Source organism: Pseudoalteromonas sp. SG43-6 (assembly GCF_014164365.1).
GTDB lineage: Bacteria > Pseudomonadota > Gammaproteobacteria > Enterobacterales > Alteromonadaceae > Pseudoalteromonas > Pseudoalteromonas rhizosphaerae.
The window spans coordinates 1-22,384 of the sequence record NZ_JACJEZ010000066.1 but is presented as its reverse complement, the minus strand read 5'-3'; the positions used below and the strand labels follow the sequence as shown (position 1 = coordinate 22,384).

Here is a 22,384-nt window from a genome sequence, read left to right as displayed (position 1 = left end):
CTGGCATATAGTGACGTTGAATGTTCATTTTCATAGTCTTTGCTATCATAAGTAATGAAGCTATCAGGGTCTGCACCTGAAATCACTGTACCACTAAAATACACTGTATTATTAACAACAGCATAGCCACTATTTGGCACCCCTTTAATCATGTTAATAAACAAACTTGAATACCCAAAAACTACAAAAACAATGCAAACAACGACGGCACTTATTTTAGCTAATAAAAAACTGTTAATGCCTAAATAATTAATACCAAACAACCCAAATAAAATGAAGATGCCTACTGGGAAAAGCAAAAATAACATTACACTCAAAACTGCCGCTTTATTATCCACAGCTCCAGGAGCTGCAAGCATCATCGGTGACATCATCACCATTAAAGGCCAAGCCATTAATGCAAATGTAGTTATAATACTTAATAGTAGGTGCATAAAACCCTTCCAAAATTGAATATCCGTTTCTATGAGTTTGCAACTTACCCAAAGCCTTACTAAATATCAATTTGCTTTAAGTGAAATACCAGTAAAAATCTCAAGGACTTCCATTAACTATTTTGATAAACTGCCCGCTGAAATAGGTGGCGAGGAAATATGCATGTGGCTTGAAACGCTTAGGCGTCGCTTGGCAAAGCCAAAAACATCGGTGCAATTGTGCTTACTCGGCGTAAGTGCTGGACTCATTGCGGCGTTTTTGATCATTCTATTTCGCTTAACTATTCTATTTTTCCAAGGTTTGTTCCTTGAAAATCCTGACGATTTTACTACCTTACCGCCTCTTGAGCGGGTGTTAATGCCTATTATTGCTGCCTTCTTAATTGCGCTATTTGCTGCTTTGACTGGTTTTAAACATTATCGATTAGGTATTCCCTTTGTTATTCACCGTATTAAACGCCATTACGGGCAAATGCCGTTATACAACACGGTAAATCAATTTGTCGGTGGTGCACTGGCATTGATCAGTGGTTTCTCGGTTGGCCGTGAAGGGCCATCTGTACATATGGGCGCAACCGGTGCAAGTTTGCTGGCCGATAAATTACATTTGCCTCATAACGCCATGCGGACACTCAGCGGTTGCGGGGTTGCAGCTGGTATTGCCGCATCATTTAATACACCACTTGCAGCTGTTATTTTTGTGATGGAAGTGGTGCTTAGGGAATACAAAGTACATATATTTGTGCCAATAATGCTCGCTGCAGTCACTGGTGCACTGGCGACGCAGTTTGTATTTGGTGACGCATCAGAATTAGCACTGATCACAGTGACGGCATTAAGTGGCTGGCACTATCCATTTTTAATCCTGTTTGGTATGGCTTTGGGCGCGGTTGCTTATGCTTTTAACCAAAATCTAATGTTGATCATTCGTACCTTCAAACCTTTGAGTATGTTTCCACGTTTATTGCTGGCAGGTCTGATTGCTGGCGGCATTGCTTATATGGTGCCACAAGCGATGGGTTCTGGTATGAGTGCAATAACTTTGGCCGTAGAAAGCCCTGATGATGTGCAACTATTAACCACTATTTTAATTGCTAAATTACTGGCGACATTATTTGCAATTGGCTTGGGGATTCCCGGCGGGATCATTGGCCCAGTGATTGGTTTAGGCGTACTGATGGGCACTTTAATGGCCTTTTTTGCACAATTTATTAGTCCCGGCGTTGATATCTCTGGTACTTATAGCGTCTTAGGCATGGCAGGCTTATTAGCCGCCACCTTACATGCTCCACTGGCTGCTTTAACGACGGTAATGGAGTTAACCTCAAGTCCTGAAATAATCGTGCCGGCCATGTTAGTTATCTCAGCGGCATACGTCACCGCATTACAAGTATTTGGCAATCGGTCGATATTTTTACAGCAGCTCGACTTTCAAGGTTTAGCCTATCATGTCTCCCCTGCCACCGAAGCACTGCAAAAAGTCGGGGTAATGGACGAGATGGATGAAAACTTCAAACTACTCTATTCAGATGATAAAGAACAAATAGAAAGCACCTTAAATGCTGTTGATAGCCAAACCCCGTTAATTGTTTATGATCCTGAAAATGGTTATCGCCTTGCAGAATATGATTTAAGTTTAATGTCAGATCAAAATATTTCGATCAACTACATCAGCTTGCAAGGGATCAGCAGTCAAGCTACTTTGGCCGATGTGTTTGATGTATTAAAAGATAAGCGCAGCGGAGCTGTGTATATTTATAACTTACTCGATAATCAACAAATTATGGGAATAATGCGCTGGGATCAGATCCGCCACATTCTTACCATACGTAATAGCTTACTGTAACTAACAATAAGAGAACATTATGAGCGCGCTACTGATCTACAAAGCCTTACATGTATTTTTTATGATTGCCTGGTTTGCTGGCATATTTTACTTACCCCGCCTCTTTGTTTATCACGCTATGAGCGAAGAAAAGTCCTGTAACTCCATGCTCAAAGTGATGGAGCGACGGTTACTGTATTTTGTGACGCCATTTGCAGTACTAACGGCGGTGTTTGGCGTGCTGACAATTGTTGAATATGGCCGCGACTGGTTTAAATACAGCATGTGGATGCACTACAAACTAGTATTAGTGATCGTGCTATACATTTACCATGGCTATTGTTTTAAATTACTAGCGGACTTTAAACACGACCGTAATACTCGCAGCCACCGCTTTTATCGTATTTTTAACGAACTACCGGTATTAGTGCTATTAGTCATCGTATTTTTAGCTATAACTAAACCCAGCTTGTAAAATTTGCTATATACCCAAACCACTTCAAGATGCAGAAACTCGCTTCTTGAGGTGGTTTGGGTATAATATCGCGCGATTGCGTGCCCATCGATGATGGTTGATCGCGCCCCCTTTTCAATGTGATAGGAACAGCCCCCATGTTAAGTTTCCAAGGTGAAAATATTCTTTCTGTCAATCAGCTCGATCGCGACTGTATTGAACGTATTTTTGCAGTAGCCAAAAAAATGGAGCCGTATGCTAAAAAGCAAAAACGCACCAATGTATTAGAAGGCGCAATCTTAGCAAACTTATTCTTTGAGCCAAGTACCCGTACCCGCGTAAGCTTTGGTACAGCCTTTAATTTATTAGGTGGTTTGGTTCGTGAAACAACGGGGATGCAAAGCTCTGCATTAGCCAAAGGCGAGTCTTTATACGATACCGCGCGCGTTATTTCAGCTTACGCCGATGCGGTCGCTATGCGCCATCCTGATGCAGGCTCAGTGGCTGAATTTGCTACTGGCTGCTCAGTGCCAGTGATCAATGGTGGCGATGGCCCTAACGAGCATCCAACTCAAGCATTACTTGATTTATTGACAATTGAGCGTGAACTACATCGCTTCGATCAAAAAATAGATGGTATGCATATCGCCCTTGTTGGTGATTTAAAATACGGCCGTACCGTGCATTCATTATCAAAATTATTATGTCATTATAAAGATATAAAATTTTCGATGGTGGCACCTGATGGCTTACAAATGCCTAGCTATATTCTTGATGCCGTCGATAATGCGGGCCATAAAATTGAAATCGTCGATAAAATGGAAGGTAACTTAGCCGCCGATATCGTCTATCAAACCCGTATCCAAGAAGAACGCTTCCCATCGCAAGAAGAAGCCAATAAATACCGTGGTGGTTTTAGAATTAGCCAATCAATTTATAACACCCACTGCAAACCAAACTCCGTGTTAATGCACCCATTACCACGCGATAGTCGTATAGAAGCAAATGAGCTTGATAACGATTTAAACCTTAATGACAATTTAGCTATTTTCCGCCAAGTACAAAATGGCGTGTTAATTCGCATGGCGCTGTTTGCATTGACACTCGATGTTGCCGATAAAGTAGAGCAATACGAAGTTGCTGTGCCTTGGTTTAGCCGTAAACGCGATAGTTAATTTTAACGTGACAACTAATAGGATTTTTTATGACAATTAGCCAAGATTTATTTGCCCGCGCACAACAATCAATTCCCGGTGGCGTTAACTCTCCAGTACGTGCATTTAATGGCGTTGGCGGCACACCGCTATTTATTACCAAAGCCCAAGGCCCATTTACATTTGATGCTGACGGCAACCGTTATATTGATTATGTTGGCTCATGGGGCCCGATGATCATGGGTCATAATCACCCAGCTATCAAACAAGCAGTGCTTGATGCGGTAGAAAATGGCCTAAGTTACGGTGCGCCAACAGAAGCTGAAATTCTAATGGCTGAAAAAGTAAAAGAGCTAGTACCATCAATCGAAAAAGTTCGTATGGTAAGTTCTGGCACAGAAGCGACCATGAGTGCAATTCGCCTTGCTCGCGGCTTTACTGGCCGCGATAAAATTTTAAAGTTTGAAGGCTGTTACCACGGACATGCTGATTCATTATTAGTGAAAGCTGGCTCTGGCGCATTGACTATGGGCGTACCAAACTCGCCAGGTATCCCTGAAGATTTTGCCAAGCATACATTAACTGTTTCGTTTAATAACCTTGATGAAGTAAAAGCTATTTTTGCCAAATACGCTGACGAAATCGCCTGTATTATCGTAGAGCCAGTTGCTGGTAACATGAACTGTATTCCACCAGTACCGGGCTTTTTAGAAGGCCTGCGTGCAGTATGTGATGAATATAAATCAGTGCTTATTTTTGATGAAGTAATGACCGGCTTTCGCGTAGCCCTAGGTGGTGCACAAGCCTATTACAACATCATTCCAGACTTAACCTGTTTAGGTAAAGTGATTGGCGGCGGCATGCCAGTAGGCGCGTTCGGCGGTAAAACTGAGATCATGGATTACATCGCTCCTGTTGGCCCAGTTTACCAAGCAGGCACTTTATCAGGTAACCCAATTGCTATGGCTGCGGGTCTAAAATCGCTTGAGTTACTGTGCGTTGAAGGACTACATGCTGATCTTGAAGCAAAAAGTAAAGCAATCTGTGAAGGTTTTGAAGCCGCAGCAAAAGCTGCAGGCATCGCCCTAACAACTAACTATGCCGGTGGTATGTATGGTTTCTTCTTTACTGAACAAGAGAAAGTAACCACTTACCAACAAGCAACTCAGTGCGATTTAGAACGCTTTAAAAAGTTCTTTCACTTGATGCTTGAAGAAGGCGTGTATTTAGCGCCATCAGCATTTGAAGCTGGTTTTGTTTGCTCTGAACACTCTGAGCAAGAAATTGCCGATACAATTGCAGCAGCAAAAAGAGCTTTTGCTAAGCTTTAAATTATTAGACATAAAAAAAGCCCGCAAGGGCTTTTTTTATGTCTAAAATAAACACCTGCTCCAGTAATTACTTTACTGACAGCTTGACCTAAGTTCATAATATGCGATCAAGTGTTTAAAAATGGCATACCCCATGAAATAAATACTATCTTAAAAAGTGCAGAGTAACATATGAGAAATATTACAAACCAAAGACAAGTATTGCATAGCTTTTAAAGTAACAGTCTGGATCTATACTTGAAGCGAAAAGTGATTTAAAAGAAGTAAATCTCTTTGCAGAACAAGCATAAAACTCAGCGCAATCAATATTAATTAATGTCAAACAGCTCCAAGAAATGTCAGAAACATTCACCAAAACAATGAACTATTTAAAATCATAGCAAGATAATAGCTGCGAAAGTTATTGCTGCTTCATTCCCGTTGCTGATGCAGCAGACGTTCTTAAAAGTTCATCTGCTCGCTCTTTTTCTCTTTTTCGTTGCGCTGCAGTAGTGCAGCGTTTTCTTTTAAGCTTTGAACCTGCGATAGCTTCCATATCACACTTGTAACTGTTCGTACTTGCTATTTCTTGCTCTTTCGCACTTTGGCTATCTGCCTTATTTGGTGTGCTACCACAAGCTGCAATTAACGCTACTAAGATAAGTAAAATACTCGTTTTCATCTTTTTTCCCTAAAAGTTTTATTCCTACACGGTGTAGGTTTAAGGAACATATCTTTAAAGCGTAAACTAGTCAATACTCAATTTTGCAGTGCTAGTAGAATCAAATTAGTTTTAACACCTGCTTTGTTATGTATTTAAAACAACCTAAATATCGTAATCAAGAGCAGCTTAGTTACAGCTTGGCCTTGGCTCAAATTCACTGGCTCTAAGTGGCAGTTGAATTACTTTACCGCAGCCCGGTGGCGCTTGCTTACCCGTTAATTCATTAATAAAAGCCCAGCGAATTGAAGGCGGACGAGTATCTGCTATTGCCTCAGGGTTGAGCGGCTTAAGATAACGAATATACGTTTCTAATGCACCAACACTGCCCGTTAAGCCTGTACTTTTATTATCATCACGACCAAGCCAAGCAACGGTTACTGTATTTTGATCAAACCCTGCATACCAACTATCACGTAGATCATTACTGGTGCCCGTTTTACCAGCCAGCTGAATTGATGGGAAATGGGCATTTAAACGTTTAGCAGTGCCATCTTTAGTGACTCGCTTCATCGCGTATTTAGTCATATAAACAGCGGCTTTATCAAAACGCGGTTCAGAACTAACTTGGTGCTGATAAAGCACACGCCCAACAGAGTCGGTTAATGCCGAAATAGATGTTAATTGACGGTATTCGCCATCAGCCGCCAACGTGGTATAAAGCTGTGCGACTTCAAAGCTCGACATTTCAACGGCACCAAGCAGTAATGATGGATAATGTGATATTTGCTCTTTAGCGCCGAGTTTATTAAGTGTATTCGCGACTTTATCAACCCCGACATCAAGTCCCAAGTTGACCGCAGGAATATTGATACTTTGACTAAACGCTTTATATAGTGGCAGCATACCGCGATATTGATGATCAAAATTCTCTGGTTGCCATACTTTGCCTTGCTCATTAGTCACTTGTACTGGCGAGTCATCTAACAAAGTAGCTAAGTTATAATGCGGTAAACCCAAAGCTGTCAAATACACAGCCGGTTTAACTAACGAGCCTATGTTGCGCTTAGTGTCAAGTACGCGGTTAAAACCTAAAAAGCGCGGATCGCGTCCCGCAACTAAAGCAGATATACCGCCTTTCTCTACATTCACTGAGATCATCGCCGCTTCAAGCTGCTCTGTCGTGGCGCGTTTTTCAAGGTAAGGTAGGCTTTTTTCAATTGCCTCTTCCATTGCCGCTTGTTTTTGGAGATCAAAATAAGTGAATACACGCACGCCCGCATCGAGTACTTCTTGGTCCGGTAGTAATTTTTTCAGCTCACGATCCACCAGCTCTAAATAACCAGGATACGATTTAGGCAAGCTGTCTTTCATAGGTGCAATATCAATTGGCCGCTTTAATGCAGCACGGTATTCGCGGGTATCAATTAATTTATTATCAACCATCAAACGTAGCACTAAATCACGACGTTCCATAGTGCGTTCAGGATAACGGCGTGGATTATAATATGAAGGGCCTTTCACCATCGCAACGAGTAGTGCAATTTGATCGAATTCAAGCTCATCAACAGGCTTAGAGAAGTAAAACTCAGAAGCTAAGCCCATGCCATGCACACCTTGGTTATACGATTGACCAAGGTATACTTCGTTTAGATAAGCTTCTAAAATTTGATCTTTTGAATAGCGATAATCTAAAATTAACGCGATCAACGCTTCGTTAAATTTACGGACCAGCGTACGATCACGGGTTAAATAAATATTTTTTGCCAGCTGCTGGGTTAACGTACTACCGCCTTGAACTGTACGCCCTGCTTTAATATTGCTGTATAAAGCCCGCATAATCGAAAACACGGATACACCGTGGTGCTGATAAAAGTTCTGATCTTCAACCACTAGCAAAGTATCGGTAAGCATCGGCGGAAATTTATCCAACGGCACAAACTCTCGATCTTGTTTTGAATCATTGCCTATGCGCGCAATTTGTACTGGCTCTAATCGAGCATTGTTTAAACGCCTGCCAAACTTATCTTTAATACTCGCGAGTTTTTGTCCTGCAAAGCGTAACTCAATAACCTGTGCTTGCTCTAAGCCATCATAAAATTCAAATTCACGACGGAAGATTTTAATACTATCGCCCGCTTTTACATACTGACCAGTTCGACTTAACTGATTGACCGATGAATAGTTTAGCCTATCAAGCTCCCACACCACTTCTTGGCTAGATAAGAATTGTCCTGGGTAAAAACCCATTGCTCGTGCATAAACTTGTGCTGGTAATTGCCATTTATTGCCTTCAAATTGACGCGTAATTTTGGCGTCCAGATAAATTAAATATAAGCCCATCGCAACAATGCCAGCTAAGCTTAGTTTCCAAAAAATAGACCAGACTTTGCGACCAATTCCACGTTTTTTTATATTCGCTGCAGACGTATTTTTAGTCGAAGTTTTTTTCACCGACTTAGACGCTGTGCTTGGTGCTTTCTTTGCCGGGCGTTTTGATGGAGTTTTAGTGGAGCGGGAGTCTTTTTTATCAGCCATTGACGTTGCTATTTATTTCCAGAGTTTAATTTACAGGTGCGAGCTTAGCATATAGCTATATACCCAAGCCACCTCAAGATGCAGAATTCAGCGTTTCACAGGGGCTTAATATCAAGGCGTTACTTTGCAAGAATGGTAATCCCTTCTAAGAAGTAACAACGCTGAGAGTAAGTTCCTGTGAAACGCCCAAGGGGTTGGTTTAAATGCGATTTATACTGCGTTATTGATTTTAGCAATAGAACCACTATTACTTGCAATCAATGCCTTACCTAAATCGCTTTTAATTCCAACTGAAACTCGCTTCTTGAGGTGGTTTGGGTATATTACACCTGCAAAATTAACCTTGACTGAAACTACTTGCCCCGAACTTTGGGCATTAAATTTTTTAACCTCAGTTGCGGTGGCTTCATTTTAGCGTGTACACAACCACAATGAGTGGATCATTGCCGGTATAAAAAATATAAAGCACAAGACAATATTAATAATCAAATCTTTACCCACACCCGCTTTCAAAAACACAGCAACAGGTGGTAAAAATATAGACAAAATAATCAGTAATAGTTTGTTATCCATGCTTAAACTTATTTGTAGTTGGACTAATTTTTAAGCATAGTTACTTATTGTGATTTTTGCTGTTTTAATAAACTTTAATTAAAAAAATTTAGCCTCTGCGTATATACAAAAAAAGCCCTAATCTAAATTAGGGCTTTGCTTTGAACACACAATGATTTTAAAACTTTTTACTTTTACTTAGTTACTGCGTACCGAAACAAACTCAGGGTAAGCATCAATACCACAATCGTGTTGATCCATGCCGTTTAGTTCTTCTTCTTCTGTTACCCGGATCCCCATGGTTTTCTTCAGTATTGTCCACACAATAAGTGAAGCAATAAATACAAAACCTAAGATACATACTAAGCCAATTAACTGGTTAACTATGGTTGCATCAGTATTTGATACTGGCACTAAGATAATACCCAAGATACCGCACACACCGTGCACTGAGATAGCACCTACAGGGTCATCAATTTTAACTTTGTCTAGTGCAACAATACTGAACACCACTAATGAACCACCTAAAATACCCAGTAAACAAGCAAGTAAAGGTGACGGTGATAATGGATCTGCGGTGATAACAACCAAGCCAGCAAGCGCACCATTAAGTACCATAGTTAAATCTGCTTTACCCCATAACACTTTACAAACAAACAGTGAAGCAATGGCACCGGTTGCCGCAGCAGCGTTAGTATTTAATAATATTTTACCAACTGCAGTCGCGTTTTCAGCATCAGAGATAAGTAGTTGTGAACCACCATTAAAGCCAAACCAACCCATCCATAAAATAAATGTACCTAATGTAGCCAATGGTAAGTTAGAGCCTGGAATTGGATAAATTTCACCATTTTTACCATATTTTCCTTTGCGAGCGCCGAGCATTAATACACCGGCAAGTGCTGCAGCAGCGCCTGTGCCGTGAACAATGGCAGAGCCTGCAAAATCAACAAAACCCATTTCAGATAAGAAACCGCCGCCCCATGTCCAGTAACCTTCAACTGGGTAGATAAAACCAGTTAACACTACCGCAAAGGCTAGAAAAGCCCACAACTTCATGCGTTCAGCAACCGCACCCGATACAATCGACATAGCGGTTGCAACAAATACGACTTGAAAGAAAAAGTCAGATTCTAAAGAATGATTAGCATCAGCGGCTTGGGTGCCAATAAGCCCACCTAGAGATGGAATTAGGCCACCTTCAGCGTTGTCTACATACATAATGTTGTAGCCAACTAGTAAGAACATGGTACATGCGATGGCATAGAGCGCCACGTTCTTAGTTAAAATTTCAGTAGTATTTTTTGAACGCACTAAGCCCGCTTCGAGCATGGCAAAACCTGCTGCCATCCACATTACTAAAATACCCGACATTAAAAAATAAAATGTATCTAACGAAAACTTGAGTTCTACGATCGTGTTTTCCATAAAGCCCCCTTAAATTGCTTCTTCATCTAATTCACCCGTACGGATACGGACAATTTGATCTAAGTCGTAAACGAAAATTTTGCCGTCGCCAATTTTGCCTGTTGCTGCAATTTTGGTAATGGTCTCAACGACCCGTTGACAATTTTCGGTACGAGTAGCAATTTCCAGTTTAATTTTAGGAATAAAATCAACCTGATATTCAGCTCCACGGTACAACTCTGTATGACCGCGTTGACGACCAAAACCTTTGACGTCAACAACTGTCATCCCCTCAATGCCTAAATCAGCTAGCGCTTCTCGCACATCATCTAATTTAAATGGCTTTATTATTGCACTAATCATTTTCATAGTGGCCCCCTTCGGACGCTTATTGTTATCCTGTTTGCTAAGACAATCCAACCTTTGTGCCACTATTTTTAACGTTTTAAAAACAACAAACTACATAAAAAAAACAAATTAACCGCATAAAAAATGCACCATACAGGTGCATTTTTTTAACATCTTAACTGTACTGGTGCAGCAATCTAGTTTTGTCTGACGACACAGTCTCTACTTTGTTCTTTAGCTTGATACAAAGCTTTATCAGCTAAGCGCATGGCACTTGTTAACGTAACATTTTGAAATTTTGTTAAACCAATACTCACCGTAATTGCAAATGCATCACCATTGATCACAAAATCATACTCAGACAACCGCACTCTAAACGCTTCAAGTAACGGGTAAGCTTGATCTAAATCTACATCAGTTAATACAATGGCAAACTCTTCCCCACCGACACGGGCAACGGTAAAATCTTTAAACGAACTACGCAATAAAGACGCCACTTGCTTTAATGCCTGATCTCCAGCTTCATGGCCAAATTTATCATTGATTGCTTTGAAAAAATCAATATCAAGTAATGCTAAACTATTGTTACGCGAAGTTTCTTTTAGCCGTTTTTCAGCAAATTGATAAAAATAACGGCGATTATAAAGGCTGGTTAAATCATCGCGAAAGGCACTTTCTTTAATATCTGCGATCAATGACAGCTGCTCCATAGTCTGTAATACACGACAATGAAACTCTTCATTCATAAAGGGTTTGGTTAAAAAATCATTCGCGCCGAATTTAATAAACCGTGCTGATAAACCATGCTTACCCGCACCTGATAAGCCAATAATCGCTAAATCATCACGACCACGAAAATTTCGCACCGCTTTAACAAGCTCAAAACCATCCATTATCGGCATCGCATAATCAGTTAGTAATAATTTAATCTCTGGATCATTTTTCAGTATTTTTAAAGCTTGCTCACCATCATGCGCATCTTGTACATCAAATAGCTGTTTTTCGAGCATTTGTTTCATTAATGAACGGCTTAAACGAGAATCATCAGCAATTAAGGCTTTGCAACCTTGGTTACGTAATAGCTGAGCGACTAATTTAACCGCATAATGGTAAGAATCACGATTATCTTTTATTACATAATCGACTACCCCTAGCTCTAATATTTGCTGGCGTTTATATTCATCAATGGTAGATGTTAGTACTACGGTAGGGATCATTTGGTCTAAAGTATATTTAACAACTTCGCCATTCATCGCATCAGGCAGGGTTAAATCGACCAAAGCAAGCGTATACTGATGTTTTGCAATGAACTCTTTGGTCTCGGCAAGTGACCAAGCAAAATCGACAGCAACATCAAGATAATGAGCTGATAAGTGCCGCAAAACCTGCTGGACCACTTTACTATCTTCAACAACTAAAACTCTTTGCATATATCTTCTCTACACTTCAGGTGGACATTGCGAGGGTAAACTTTTTACGAGTAAAAACTAAAAGTCATAATAAGCAGTAATATACTTTATTATCAGCTTGAGCAAAATATATTGCTGAATATATACGCATAAAATAGAGTATTTACGTTACTGATAATATTTATGTCTAATGCTCACCGATTAATATCGTCGTCTAGTCTCATTCCCTTTGTTATTTACAAAAAAATTATCTTTAATAGGTTAACTATTGTTTAAAGGATCCACCATGAAGCTTATCAGTATCATTAGTGTCTCTGTGGCCATACTTACTTTGAGTGTAAGCACAGCCAGTTATGCAGAAAATCAACGTCGTATCGATGTCGATAGTAAAGTTGTCACCGAACATAAAGCGCGCATCAATGGCGAGCGTTTTTCATATACCGCAACCACAGGCACACAACCGGTATGGGATGACAAAGGCGATGCCGTTGCAACATTGCAATACACTTATTATGAACGCGATAAAGTTGACGATCGCACTAAACGCCCATTGTTAATTTCGTTTAATGGCGGACCTGGCTCTGCATCTGTATGGATGCACTTAGCCTATACTGGACCACGGGTATTAAAAATTGATGACGAAGGCTACCCTATTCAACCGTATGGTGTGAAAGACAACCCATACTCAGTGCTTGATGTTGCTGATATTGTTTACGTTAACCCAGTAAACACTGGCTACTCGCGTATTCTTGAAAACGATAAGGGTGAATTACCAAGTAAAGAAGCGCAAAAAAGCATGTTTTTTGGTGTCAATGCCGACATTAAATACCTAGCAGAATGGTTAAACACCTTTGTAAATCGCACTGAGCGCTGGCGCTCACCTAAATTTTTAATTGGTGAGAGCTACGGCACAACCCGCGTATCAGGGCTTGCCCATGAATTACAAAACAGTCAATGGATGTATATCAATGGTGTTGTGCTGGTTTCACCAACAGACATTGGTATTAAACGCGACGGTCCAATAAAAGCGGCTAACCGTCTACCTTACTTTGCTGCAACGGCTTGGTATCACAAAGCTTTAAGCCCAGCATTGCAAGCTAAAGATTTAGATGAATTACTGCCAGAAGTTGAAGACTTTACCGTTAACAAGCTAATTCCTGCACTTGCTAAAGGTGGCTTTATTAATGATCAAGAAAAACGCGCTATCATTAAACAAATGGCACTGTATGCCGGTGTATCTGAAAAGTTTGTTGCGCAAAACAACCTTGATATTCCTACCAACTTCTTTTGGAAAGAACTACTACGTGAGCGCGGTCAAACGTTAGGCCGTTTAGATTCGCGCTATTTAGGCATGGACAAGCGTGACGCTGGCGAATCTCCAGACTACTGGGCTGAGCTAACATCATGGTTGCATTCATTTACACCAGCCATTAATCACTACTTGCGTGAAGAGCTTAACTATAAAACTGACGTAAAATATAACCTGTTTGGTAATGTACACCCGTGGGATCGCAGCAATAATAATACCGGTGAAAATCTGCGTTTAGCAATGGCGCAAAACCCATACCTCAATGTGATGATCCAATCAGGCTACTATGATGGTGCCACTAACTACTTTGATGCTAAATACACTTTATGGCAACTAGATCCAAGTAGTAAAATGCGTGATCGCCTAAGCTTTAAAGGCTACCGCAGTGGCCACATGATGTATTTACGCCATGCAGATTTAGAAACATCAAATAACGATTTACGTGATTTTATTTTACAGTCACTACCAAAAGAAGGTGAAGCTGCGAAGTATTAAACAGCGCTTAAAACCACAGGATTAAAAAAGCCCGTTTTTACGGGCTTTTGTTTATCGATAATTCGGATATACTCAAACTATTGATTTTACGTTTTTGGAAAACACAGATGACTGAAAACTTCCGTGTTATGTATGCAGGTCTAGCTCAAGATATTGAGCGATCGAATGCGATTAAACAACTGGCTGTAAAGCTCAAAGCCCCTGAAAGTAAAGTAGCTGCATTTTTTGAAAACAACCCCCTATTTGCCCCTTGTGAAAAAGAAAAAGCGCTCAAGCAAGCAAAGCTACTTGCCAGCGTAGGCATCAAAAGTAAACTGCAACCAATAAACAATGCACCAGCGGTAAGTAGCAGCGATGCAACCAGCCAGCGAGATGAGCGTATTTTTAACGCCCTTGATTACATCACCAGTAGTTTAATTCGCATCGAAGAAAAGCTCGACGATCTAGAGCAACGCTTACCAGCCACCACCCAACAACCAGATCCTGATGAAGGCGACGAGTGGCAAACTGACGACCTATTGCTAGATGAAGAGCTGACAACGCCGATCAAAAAACGCAGTAACATGCTGCTGTATTCACTTATAGCTATGGTTGTTGTCTTGCTTGTAGTACTGGGATTGTCGTTTGCATTCCCTGATTTATTCAGTTTTATGGATAATTAACAGATAAAGCAAAAATAAATATGAGCGAAAAAAGAGCACTGATCCGCCAAAAAATCCGTAAAGCACGTAATTCACTGTCAAAATTTGAGCAAGAAATTGCCGCAGAATCGCTTAAAGTGAATTTTACTCAACACTTAAAACAGCAAAAAACTATTAAAAACGCCCATATTGGCATTTATTTTAGCAATGACGCAGAGCTAGATACCTCATTGTTAATAAAAGACCTTTGGACTAAAAACCACACCCTTTACCTACCCGTTATTCACCCATTTAACGGCACTACTTTATACTTTCAGCGCTATGAAGAAAATTCACCCATGAGGGCAAATCGCTATGGTATCTTGGAGCCTAAGTTAAATTGTAGTCAGATATGCCCACTTGCTGAGCTTGATTATCTGCTAATGCCATTAGTTGCATTTGATGATAACGGTAACCGGTTAGGGATGGGGGGTGGCTTTTATGATAAAACTTTGGCGCGCTACGAAAAAGAAAACTGGCATAAACCACAACTGATTGGCCTTGCACATCAATGCCAACATGTTCCAAGTTTACCGGTTGAATCGTGGGATGTACCATTAAATTACATAATCACACCACAGAAAATCTACCATTGGTAAGCAATTTATTTATATACTAATGGCAATCCCTCTCACCTATTGAGCACATAATCATGACACAAGATGAATTAAAAAAAGCAGCTGCTTGGGCTGCACTCGAATTTGTAAAAAAAGACACCATTGTGGGTGTTGGCACAGGCTCAACTGTAAACCATTTTATTGATGCATTAGGCTCAGTAAAAGACACCATACGCGGTGTGGTATCAAGTTCTGACGCTTCAACCGAAAAACTAAAAGCACTCGGTCTTGAAGTATTTGAACTCAATGATGTTGATGCCCTTGACGTGTACGTTGATGGCGCAGATGAAATAAATGCGCTGAACGAAATGATCAAAGGCGGTGGCGCAGCACTAACCCGCGAAAAAATAGTCGCAGCTGTAGCAAAACAATTTGTATGTATTGTTGATGAAACAAAAATAGTGGACACCTTGGGTGAATTTCCACTGCCGGTAGAAGTTATTCCAATGGCACGCAGTTATGTTGCTCGTGAATTGCTTAAACTAGGCGGCGATCCAGTTTATCGCCATGGCGTGGTAACAGATAATGGTAACGTTATTTTAGACGTACATAACTTGTCGATCAGCCAAGCAAAAGATTTAGAGCTGACAATTAACCAAATTGTTGGCGTAGTAACCAACGGCTTATTTGCCCACCGTGGCGCAGATAAAGTGATTATCGGTACCAAAAATGGGCCGCAAATTAGATAAATAGGATGAGGATATGAGTAAGGTATCGTTAGCAAAAGACAAAATTAAAATTCTTTTGCTTGAAGGTGTACATCAAAGCGCTGTAGAAACGCTAAAACGTAACGGCTACAGCAATATCGATTATGTAAAAACCTCATTGCCTGAGGACGAACTAATTGAGCGCATTAAAGATGTGCATTTTGTAGGCCTTCGTTCTCGTACTCATATTTCTGAAGCTGTACTTGAAGCGGCAGAAAAACTGGTTGCCGTTGGTTGTTTTTGTATCGGCACTAACCAAGTTGATTTAAGTGCCGCACGCAAGCGCGGTATTGCAGTATTCAACGCACCGTTTTCTAATACCCGCTCTGTTGCTGAGTTAGTACTTGGTGAAATTTTACTATTGTTCCGTGGTATTCCAGAGCGTAATGCCATTGCTCACCGTGGCGGCTGGTTAAAAACCGCCAATGGCTCATTTGAAGCCCGTGGTAAAACTCTAGGTATTATTGGTTATGGCCACATTGGTACGCAGCTAGGTATCATGGCTGAAAATATCGGTATGAACGTTGAGTTTTACGATATTGAAGACAAGCTAACCCTAGGTAATGCCACACAAGTACATAACCTAACGCAGCTACTGCAACGCGCTGATGTTATTAGCTTACACGTACCTGAAACACCGCAGACTAAAAACCTGATTGGTAGCGCGGAAATTTCAGTGATGAAGCAAGGTTCAATTTTGATCAACGCCTCACGCGGCACTGTAGTTGATATTGACGCCCTAGCAGAAGCACTTCGTGATAAAAAAATCAGCGGCGCTGCCATCGACGTATTCCCAGTTGAGCCAAAATCAAACGATGAAGAATTTGTATCGCCACTACGCGAATTCGACAACGTAATTTTAACACCACACATTGGTGGTTCAACTCAAGAAGCGCAAGAAAACATTGGTATTGAAGTAGCGGGTAAACTAGCAAAATACTCAGATAACGGCTCAACTATTACTGCTGTTAATTTCCCTGAAGTATCACTGCCAGAGCTTGCTAACCGTAGCCGTTTATTACACGTACACCACAACCGCCCAGGTGTGTTAACCCAAATTAACCAAGCGTTTGCCCAGCACGGCATCAACATCGCCGCGCAATACTTGCAAACAGACGAAGCGATTGGTTACGTAGTAATAGACGTAGATACCGACCACTCTGAAATAGCACTAAAAGAACTAAGTGCAGTAGAAGGCACGATCAGAGCACGTATTCTTCACTAATATCAGTCAACGGTCAAAAAATAAAAGCCGTGCTTGTTAAATCAAGCACGGCTTTTATTTGGATGAAGAATACTACGTTTTTTCAACCTTAGCCGATGAAATATTGCCAGTTTTATTGTCTGTATTAAACAAGCTTCACTTAAGTTACATCTTACTGTATTTGCTTTAACGGCTCACTCTTAAGTATATATTTCAACAACTCTGTCAAAAACTTCTCTATTACTAAATGCCTCAATAGAGGCGTTAGCTAGGGTTTTCCTCTACCAAAACCTTATTGAGAAACGACGCAAGTACGCTGCGCATTTCGTCTACCCAAGGGTGAAATAGCCAAAAGGTGTGCGGTGTATCGGGTATGGTATACACTTGTTGATGGACGTTGTTTTTAATTAGCTGCGCTACAAAAGCATCTCTGCCAACATGAAAACGGTCATGGGAAGAGTTAATAAATAATGTTGCTGGAGTATTTTTACTTAAATATTCTACCGGCGAAACCGCATGCCAACGTTTTGGCTCTTGTGCATAACGCCCACCTAACCAAAGCGCTGCATAAGAAATCTTTCCAGGTTTATCTTCAAACATCCTCGCCGCTGTTGAGGTTAAATCAGCCACGCCGTCAATGTTCACGATTGCTTGCACTGCTTCGTAAGGCGATTTTGTATCGTGATTGGTACTCATGGCCCCGAATAACGTGGCCATATGAGCACCAGAAGACGCCCCTAACACCGCGATTTTTTTGGTATCTATCATATATAATTTATGATGTTGTTTTAGCCACTTAATCGCATCGTTGATATCTGCCATTGCAGCTGGATAGAGCGCCGTTTTAGAGGTTCTATATTCGACACTTACCGCCACAAAACCTTGGCCAGCTAACCAGCGTGCCGTTGGCGTTTGATGAGACTTGTTACCAGTCCTCCATCCGCCGCCATGGATCATTACGACCAACGGTTTCGCCTGCTCTGCTTTATTAGGATAAAATAAGTCAAGGTGCAGCGTTGAGCCATCCACCGTTTTGTAAGCTAAGTTGTAATGTTCGCTGATGGACTGTGCTGTTTGCTCGATATTTTCCGGTTTGTTGATCGGACTAATAAAAGGAAACTGTTTCTTGTTTTTTCGATACTCACTTTCAATGGTGTACTCAGCCATTTCACCACTGAGTGAATTGACCACCTCACGCGTAAATACCAGCTGTATTGCTTGTTGAATACGTGGAGATTGATACCATTCACCCAAGATATTTTCCCAAGTAAAAGATGCTGCTTTACTGTCATTTAGCTGTCTTCTATTCGTTGTTACAAACGCCCCCGGACCGGAAGAATTGTACTCAAAAAAGCGAGCATCTTCTGCTCGAAACACCTTTTTACCGCCGGTTCTGGCCGTCCCCCCCATTGGGTGCCACGCTTGTTGTTGAATATGCGCTCCCATCCAAGTATCTATAAATACTGTTTGTCCTATTGCATTAGGATCTGCATACCTTCCATCAGGGAAAGTAGTAGTTGGATGCCAAGGTCTTCCTAACCCCATACTATTGTCTTGCACTCCTTCCTCTGCGCTAAGTGCACAATCAATAAAAACCAGACCAAATGCTTGCTCAATATTAGTACTTGGTGCAGTAATAAAACCTATGGGTAACTGTTTGTTAGGTCTATTGCGGGTCACTATGTTCGACTTATAAAAAACGGCGGCTCCGCCCCCAAAAATAAAGTCAACATGACCACTTATAGTATTATTGAGAAATAAAGATCTCCCTGCTTTCGTGTAAAGAGTATCTTGATATCCACTGATTTTTACATGATTAAACAATGCTTTATCACTACCATAGTCGGTCAATACGGCCACGGCTTGTAAACCTGATACGCGTTTCGGATCATCTTTACTCATTGCATCGTAATATGGAAAATCAAAGCTATTTTCAATATGCAAGTTTTCAACACTAAAATTAGGCGATTTAATAGTTAACGTGGCTGAATTTGATGTTCCTAGATTACCACCATTTTCTGTTACTTTGCCTGAATAATCATCAAAATATAATCGAGTAGTATCAGCCCCTACACCTGATAACGTAATAAAAGGTTTGTTAATAACGAGTTTTTCATAATAGTCACCTGGGGCTATTTTAATGATATAGGGCTGAGATAAATTATTAGGTGCTTGCTCAATAGCTTGTGCAATGGTGGCAAAAGCGTGTTCATTGTTTTTATCAACAATTGCATCAACTCGTGGTGATACGAGTTCATTCGCAGATAAGCTTTGACACGTAAGTCCAAAGAAAAATAATAAGCCCAGAAAAGTACCGTTTACTGTTTTTAACCGACCATGTAACTGCATGTGAAGTTTTCCTTACATAGTAAAAATAGCATGTTTAAAGTAGGCCTGTGGCGAGTAAGTAAGATCATTGTTTACTAACTATATTTGGCTGCCAGCCACGCATCACGTTTTTAATGGTGTAGTCTTGCGCTTCGACTTGACTCAGTTGATGCGCCCAAGCCACTCGCTTACTACTATTGGCCCCCTGCCCTGAGTTATTAAACTCAGCATAAAAAACGGTTTCTTTTTTACTAACATCCCCCCAATTTTGCCAACCTTCAGGAGCAATATGCTGACCTAAATCAGAGTTAATGAACACAGTTTTAGCGTGGTGTCTCCAAGGACGGCCAAGATAAACTTTATCAACAGCAGCACTGGCAGTTAGCTTTACACGATTAAACACAAATCCAAATGCCTGATTTTTAGGGGTAGAAGCCGCTGTAATATAAGAGTTACTGAGTGACTTAACTTCACAGTCTTCGAACATTGCTGTGCCTTCACCAAAAATAAAGTCTGTGGTGCCTTCGATATAACAATCTTTGAAATACGAGCGAAACCCTTCGCCAGCTAGGTACAAGGAATCTTGATGGCCTTTGATAGCTACGTTATTTATGCTTACTCGATCAGCCTCGATATGCAAAGCAACAGCCTGCCCAACCGAGCCTGCACTATTAATAATAGTCAAATTTTGGGCGCTAAAGTCATTCCCTCGCACCATTAATGTATATGTGTGAAAGGTACTATTTCGACCTAAATTTATCTTATTAAAATGGTCGCCATAGGTAATAATTGTATTTTCTTTACTTTCACCTATTAGTTTTATTCGTGTATTCCATGAGTAAACTTCTACCTTTTCTGCATAAACGCCATTTTTAACGAAAATACTTATGTGATGCCAAGGGTAAGTTTTACTTGCATTGATTGCTGCCTGAATGGAAGTAAAATCGCCCGTACCATCTTTGGAGACTACCATGTTTGTGGCGTACTCTTGAGCCACTACCGCTCGCGTCCCAAATAATACAAGCAGCAATGTAATTAAAAGCACTAAAGGACTTGTTCTTTTGTTTAGTGTAATCACTGTCGTAACCACCCTTTTATTATTGATATCACAATCGCTCTCATCTTATGGGGACAATGACTGAACACCTGTAGCCATAACTTCTACATAGCAGTCACAGTTTGCAACATAGCTGATTTTCTGTGAGCGAAGTTAGCATGTAGCGCAATTCCAACTAATTGGACTGGTATTTATCCAAAAAATCTTCTTCAATACTTATTTCTAACAAATTATGCTACCGGTGGCAAATTTATTTAAATATCATTCCCTAAAAAAATCAGCGTGTTATTTTTTACAAAAGTAAAGCTCGCAGATCTAAAGATACATTATATTAACAAACCACTTAACCCAAACTACCACCGGTGGCAACCTAATTAAAATAAATTTTATTAGTGGTAACTTATGTAAACAAATTAACAGCATCTCTACTTTTTATTTAACGCGCTACTTTATCAAATAGTGCGCAATTTAATCTTTCTTTGTTCCAAGGGAGCAATAATGAAACTCACACACACATTTATAAAAAGCTTAATTGCTACTAACGTGCTTGCCGCCCTTACCGTAAGTTCATTCTTTAGTAACGCTCAAGAATCTCAACCAGCAGCATCTGAGGATGTTGAGGTCATTGAAGTAAAAGGCTTTCGTGGTTCTTTAATTAAAGCCTTAGAAGCCAAACGAGATGCAGCTAATACTCGTGAGTCAATTATGGCTGAAGATATTGGTAAGTTTCCAGACTTGAATGTGGCAGAAGCCATTCAGCGAGTTCCTGGAGTGGCAATATCGCGCGAAGGTGGTGAAGGTCGCAATATTGTTCTACGAGGTTTTAGCCCGGGTTTTACCCGAACTACGCTTAACGGTATGGAAGTACCCGCAGGAAGTGATGGTCTCGATTCTGGCGGCGTAACTGTTAACAATAGTCGAGCCTTTGACTTCCATGTATTTGCATCAGAGCTTTTCAACCGTATAGATATTCAAAAAACGCAAACAGCCTCGATTGAAGAAGGTGGTATTGCTGGTACAGTCGATATGTACTCTGCACGCCCTTTTTATAACCCCGGCTTCAATTCGACCCTGTCACTTAAAGGTGGCTATAATGATTTAACCAGTGAAGTTGACCCTAGGTTTGCTTTCTTAGCCAGTAATACATTTGCTGATAATACCTTTGGTACACTTTTTTCGGTTGCAGTATCAGATAGAAGTGTACGTCAAGAAGGCTTTGGCAGCATGCGCTGGGAGCCAACAAATCGAATTGGTAATGGCACATGGGGTGACACTTCTGGGCTGACGACCATCAACGGAACGCCTAGTAATTACTGTGGTGCTGAAGAAGCTATATCCTGTTTATGGGTACCTCGGTTACCGCGGGCTGATTTTTTCGGGAATGAGCAAAAACGTATTGGGGTTACCGGTTCTTTGCAATATAAGCCTAATGACGACATGTTATTCACATTGGATATATTGCATTCTGAGTTAGAAAATGATCGCAGAAACTACAACTCTATGGAGTGGCTAGTTAATCGTGGTGCTCCGGGTGATTTCTAAGGTCAAAGCCCCGTTTCGTTTACGGTCGATGAGTCGGGTAAAGTCCTTGTTGCTGGCAGTTTTGAAAATGTCACCTCATGGTACGAAAGCCGATACCAGGTGTCCGATTCGATATTTGACCAGTATGTATTATCTGGCGATATTCAACTTAATGATCGCTGGTCGCTTGACCTTATGGCTGGTATGGCTAAAAACGACGCTGACAGAGAGGAAATTCGTTATTACTACCGGAGTTTTTCAAGTTAGTTGTCGCCTCAAGTTAAATTTTATGCCGCCCGCATTTCTTCTTTTTTCTCAGGATTCAAATTTACTTCGTTTATCATTGACCAATCTCGTGACTTTCCTGACCAACG

General features: G+C 40.8%; 20 protein-coding genes. 11 read left to right on the top strand and 9 right to left on the bottom strand.

The window, feature by feature from the left end; all coding sequences use genetic code 11:
* Window positions 1–434 (bottom strand): hypothetical protein (locus tag H5201_RS20230; protein WP_182785267.1); only part of this gene is annotated, 434 nt, incomplete at its 3' end.
* Window positions 435–597: 163 nt separating this feature from the next.
* Here H5201_RS20230 and H5201_RS20225 point away from each other — a divergent pair.
* The 4 genes from H5201_RS20225 (at window position 598) to hemL (ending at window position 5,198) form a co-directional block, all read left to right on the top strand.
* Window positions 598–2,280 (top strand): chloride channel protein, encoded by a 1,683-nt coding sequence (locus H5201_RS20225; protein ID WP_145241292.1) that lies wholly within the window; start codon window positions 598–600, stop codon window positions 2,278–2,280.
* A gap of 19 nt (window positions 2,281–2,299) precedes the next feature.
* On the top strand, window positions 2,300–2,734 hold the full coding sequence (locus H5201_RS20220; RefSeq protein ID WP_145241290.1) for a CopD family protein: 435 nt from the start codon (window positions 2,300–2,302) through the stop codon (window positions 2,732–2,734).
* 137 nt (window positions 2,735–2,871) lie between these two features.
* Window positions 2,872–3,888, top strand: coding sequence for an aspartate carbamoyltransferase (locus H5201_RS20215; RefSeq protein WP_145241288.1), 1,017 nt, complete (start codon window positions 2,872–2,874; stop codon window positions 3,886–3,888).
* 29 nt (window positions 3,889–3,917) lie between these two features.
* Entirely contained in the window at window positions 3,918–5,198 is a 1,281-nt protein-coding gene (hemL, locus tag H5201_RS20210; protein ID WP_149982051.1) for a glutamate-1-semialdehyde 2,1-aminomutase, read from the top strand.
* Between the two features lie 400 nt (window positions 5,199–5,598).
* Here hemL and H5201_RS20205 read toward each other — a convergent pair whose 3' ends face one another.
* The 6 genes from H5201_RS20205 to H5201_RS20180 form a co-directional block, all read right to left on the bottom strand.
* Window positions 5,599–5,859 (bottom strand): hypothetical protein, encoded by a 261-nt coding sequence (locus tag H5201_RS20205; protein WP_182719120.1) that lies wholly within the window; start codon window positions 5,857–5,859, stop codon window positions 5,599–5,601.
* A 168-nt stretch (window positions 5,860–6,027) separates the two neighbouring features.
* Window positions 6,028–8,376 (bottom strand): penicillin-binding protein 1B, encoded by a 2,349-nt coding sequence (gene mrcB / locus H5201_RS20200; protein WP_182719121.1) that lies wholly within the window; start codon window positions 8,374–8,376, stop codon window positions 6,028–6,030.
* A gap of 411 nt (window positions 8,377–8,787) precedes the next feature.
* A complete protein-coding gene (locus H5201_RS20195) occupies window positions 8,788–8,949 on the bottom strand; it encodes a YqaE/Pmp3 family membrane protein (protein WP_145241282.1) in 162 nt (53 codons plus the stop codon).
* A 177-nt stretch (window positions 8,950–9,126) separates the two neighbouring features.
* On the bottom strand, window positions 9,127–10,356 hold the full coding sequence (locus tag H5201_RS20190) for an ammonium transporter (protein WP_182785266.1): 1,230 nt from the start codon (window positions 10,354–10,356) through the stop codon (window positions 9,127–9,129).
* Between the two features lie 9 nt (window positions 10,357–10,365).
* Window positions 10,366–10,704, bottom strand: coding sequence for a P-II family nitrogen regulator (locus H5201_RS20185; RefSeq protein WP_149982054.1), 339 nt, complete (start codon window positions 10,702–10,704; stop codon window positions 10,366–10,368).
* Window positions 10,705–10,880: 176 nt separating this feature from the next.
* Window positions 10,881–12,113, bottom strand: a complete 1,233-nt coding sequence (locus tag H5201_RS20180; protein WP_182785265.1) for a diguanylate cyclase — start codon at window positions 12,111–12,113, stop codon at window positions 10,881–10,883.
* A gap of 265 nt (window positions 12,114–12,378) precedes the next feature.
* Between H5201_RS20180 and H5201_RS20175 the strand changes: the two genes are divergently transcribed.
* From H5201_RS20175 to serA, 5 genes are all read left to right on the top strand, one after another.
* Window positions 12,379–13,896, top strand: coding sequence for a S10 family peptidase (locus H5201_RS20175; protein ID WP_149982056.1), 1,518 nt, complete (start codon window positions 12,379–12,381; stop codon window positions 13,894–13,896).
* A 107-nt stretch (window positions 13,897–14,003) separates the two neighbouring features.
* Window positions 14,004–14,558, top strand: coding sequence for a hypothetical protein (locus tag H5201_RS20170; protein WP_182740357.1), 555 nt, complete (start codon window positions 14,004–14,006; stop codon window positions 14,556–14,558).
* A 20-nt stretch (window positions 14,559–14,578) separates the two neighbouring features.
* Complete coding sequence (locus H5201_RS20165) at window positions 14,579–15,175, top strand: 5-formyltetrahydrofolate cyclo-ligase (protein WP_182719125.1); 597 nt, start codon at window positions 14,579–14,581, stop codon at window positions 15,173–15,175.
* Between the two features lie 53 nt (window positions 15,176–15,228).
* Window positions 15,229–15,882 carry a ribose-5-phosphate isomerase RpiA gene (rpiA, locus tag H5201_RS20160; protein ID WP_145241270.1) on the top strand — a complete coding sequence of 218 codons (654 nt, stop codon included), beginning with the start codon at window positions 15,229–15,231 and terminating at the stop codon, window positions 15,880–15,882.
* Between the two features lie 13 nt (window positions 15,883–15,895).
* Window positions 15,896–17,125, top strand: coding sequence for a phosphoglycerate dehydrogenase (gene serA / locus H5201_RS20155; protein WP_145241268.1), 1,230 nt, complete (start codon window positions 15,896–15,898; stop codon window positions 17,123–17,125).
* Window positions 17,126–17,368: 243 nt separating this feature from the next.
* Here the strand turns inward: serA and H5201_RS20150 are convergent, their stop codons facing one another.
* Both H5201_RS20150 and H5201_RS20145 read right to left on the bottom strand, forming a co-directional pair.
* Window positions 17,369–19,453, bottom strand: coding sequence for a pectinesterase family protein (locus H5201_RS20150; RefSeq protein WP_182785264.1), 2,085 nt, complete (start codon window positions 19,451–19,453; stop codon window positions 17,369–17,371).
* A 64-nt stretch (window positions 19,454–19,517) separates the two neighbouring features.
* Entirely contained in the window at window positions 19,518–20,405 is an 888-nt protein-coding gene (locus tag H5201_RS20145; RefSeq protein WP_182785268.1) for a pectinesterase family protein, read from the bottom strand.
* A 582-nt stretch (window positions 20,406–20,987) separates the two neighbouring features.
* Between H5201_RS20145 and H5201_RS20140 the strand changes: the two genes are divergently transcribed.
* Both H5201_RS20140 and H5201_RS23285 read left to right on the top strand, forming a co-directional pair.
* Window positions 20,988–22,031, top strand: coding sequence for a TonB-dependent receptor plug domain-containing protein (locus H5201_RS20140; RefSeq protein ID WP_259399730.1), 1,044 nt, complete (start codon window positions 20,988–20,990; stop codon window positions 22,029–22,031).
* A 99-nt stretch (window positions 22,032–22,130) separates the two neighbouring features.
* Window positions 22,131–22,277, top strand: a complete 147-nt coding sequence (locus tag H5201_RS23285; RefSeq protein WP_259399729.1) for a hypothetical protein — start codon at window positions 22,131–22,133, stop codon at window positions 22,275–22,277.
* Window positions 22,278–22,384: the final 107 nt, after the last annotated feature.